The sequence below is a fragment of the Pseudomonas sp. DE0157 genome (assembly GCF_007678615.1).
Classification (GTDB): Bacteria; Pseudomonadota; Gammaproteobacteria; order Pseudomonadales; family Pseudomonadaceae; genus Aquipseudomonas; species Aquipseudomonas parafulva_B.
This window is the reverse complement of sequence record NZ_VEJN01000034.1, coordinates 1-1,805: the sequence shown is the minus strand read 5'-3', so window position 1 is coordinate 1,805 and position 1,805 is coordinate 1. Positions and strand designations below refer to the sequence as shown.

Below are 1,805 nucleotides of genomic sequence, written 5' to 3'. Positions count from 1 at the left end.
GGCTCGACCGTTAGTGTGACCATCGACAGCGCCACGGGCGGCAACTTCGAGCAGCTAACGCCTAACCCGACGCCAGCTGTAACGACGATCAATGATTCGATCGACACCACTACCGCGACCCTGACCGCGAGTCCTTCAGTCACCGAAGGCGGTGTCATCACTTACACCGTTACCCTGACCAATCCGGCTCAGACTCCGGTCACTGTGATCCTGTCCAATGGCCAGGTCATCACTGTGGAGGCTGGCAAGACTCAGGGCAGTATCGATTTCCAGACCCCGGCCAACGACGTCTACAACAACGGCTCGACCGTTAGTGTGACCATCGACAGCGCTACGGGCGGCAACTTCGAGCAGCTGACGCCTAATCCGACGCCAGCCGTAACGACGATCAATGATTCAATCGACACCACTACCGCGACCCTGACCGCGAATCCTTCGGTCACTGAAGGCGGCGTCATCACCTACACCGTGACCCTGACCAACCCGGCCCAGACTCCAGTGACTGTGACCCTGTCCAACGGCCAGGTCATCACTGTCGAAGCAGGCAAGACCCAGGGCAGCATCGATTTCCAGACCCCGGCCAACGACGTCTACAACAACGGTTCCACCGTTAGCGTGACCATCGACAGCGCCACCGGCGGCAACTTCGAAGAACTGACCGCAAACCCCACGCCAGCCTCCACGGTCATCAACGACAGTATCGACACTGTCACCGTTAGCATCGTCAGTAACGGCAATGTGACCGAAGATCAGCAGCCGTCCTTCACGGTCAAAGTCAGTCAAGCCTTGGACCGTCCGCTCACTGTCACATTGTCGAATGGTGACAAAGTCACCATCGAGGCTGGAAAGACTGAGGTCGAGTACAAGCTCGCCGCACAAGGCGACGATGTCATCAAGGATCCAGGCTCCGTCACGCTAGGTGTGACCGACGCTAGCGTCCCGGGCGCCACGTTCGAGAACCTAGTCATCGGTGGCCCGGCAACAGTTGAAATTTCCGACACCATCAGCGAAGTCATCGCAACCCTTACGGCGGACAAGACGACTGTTACAGAGGGTGGCCAAGTTACCTACACCGTAACTCTGAGCAACGCTCAAGGCTTGCCTGTTACTCAACATGGAGCACTGACTTTCACGCTGACTGACGGGACGAAAGTCACCATTCCAGCCAATAGCGTCGCTGGCAGCACTACTATTGCCGTTGGCGATGATGTGTATATGGGTGGCCAGCCTGCTCTGGTGAACAAGCTAGAGTCGGTTTCGGGTGGAGATAACTTCGAGAAGTTGACGCTGGGCAATGAGGTTGTAACCACTACAGTAACTGACGAGCCAGGTTCGGGTACCCCGGGCACGGGTAACCAAGGCGATTTGGTACTGGTCACTATTACCGCTGACCAGAACTCCGTAGCTGAGAACGTCAAGCCGACGTTCACTGTTCAGATCAACAAAGCCCTGGCCAACGACTTGGTTGTGACCCTGAGCAACAATGCTCAGGTCACCATCAAGGCTGGTCAGACTGCCGTGTCCTACGAACATGCCGCTCAAGGCGACGACGTCTACAAAGACTCGGGCGAAATCAGCCTGGGCATCAAGTCGGCAGCTGATGCTGGCGGTCGCACCTTCGAGAACCTGCAACTGGGCAACGATGCTTCGGTCAAAGTCACCGATACCATCGACGAAGTTGTGGCCAAGCTCACCGCTTCGACTTCGGTCGCCGAAGGCGGCGAGATAACCTACACCGTGACGCTGACCAACAAAGACGGTCTGCCGATCAACAATCACGCTGAGTTGTACTTCCACCTGAAAGA

1 protein-coding gene is annotated in these 1,805 nt (G+C 56.8%); it reads left to right on the top strand.

What is annotated here, in order from left to right:
- The coding region (locus FS777_RS21205) for an immunoglobulin-like domain-containing protein (RefSeq protein WP_372239226.1) at positions 1–1,805 on the top strand (1,805 nt) is incomplete at both ends.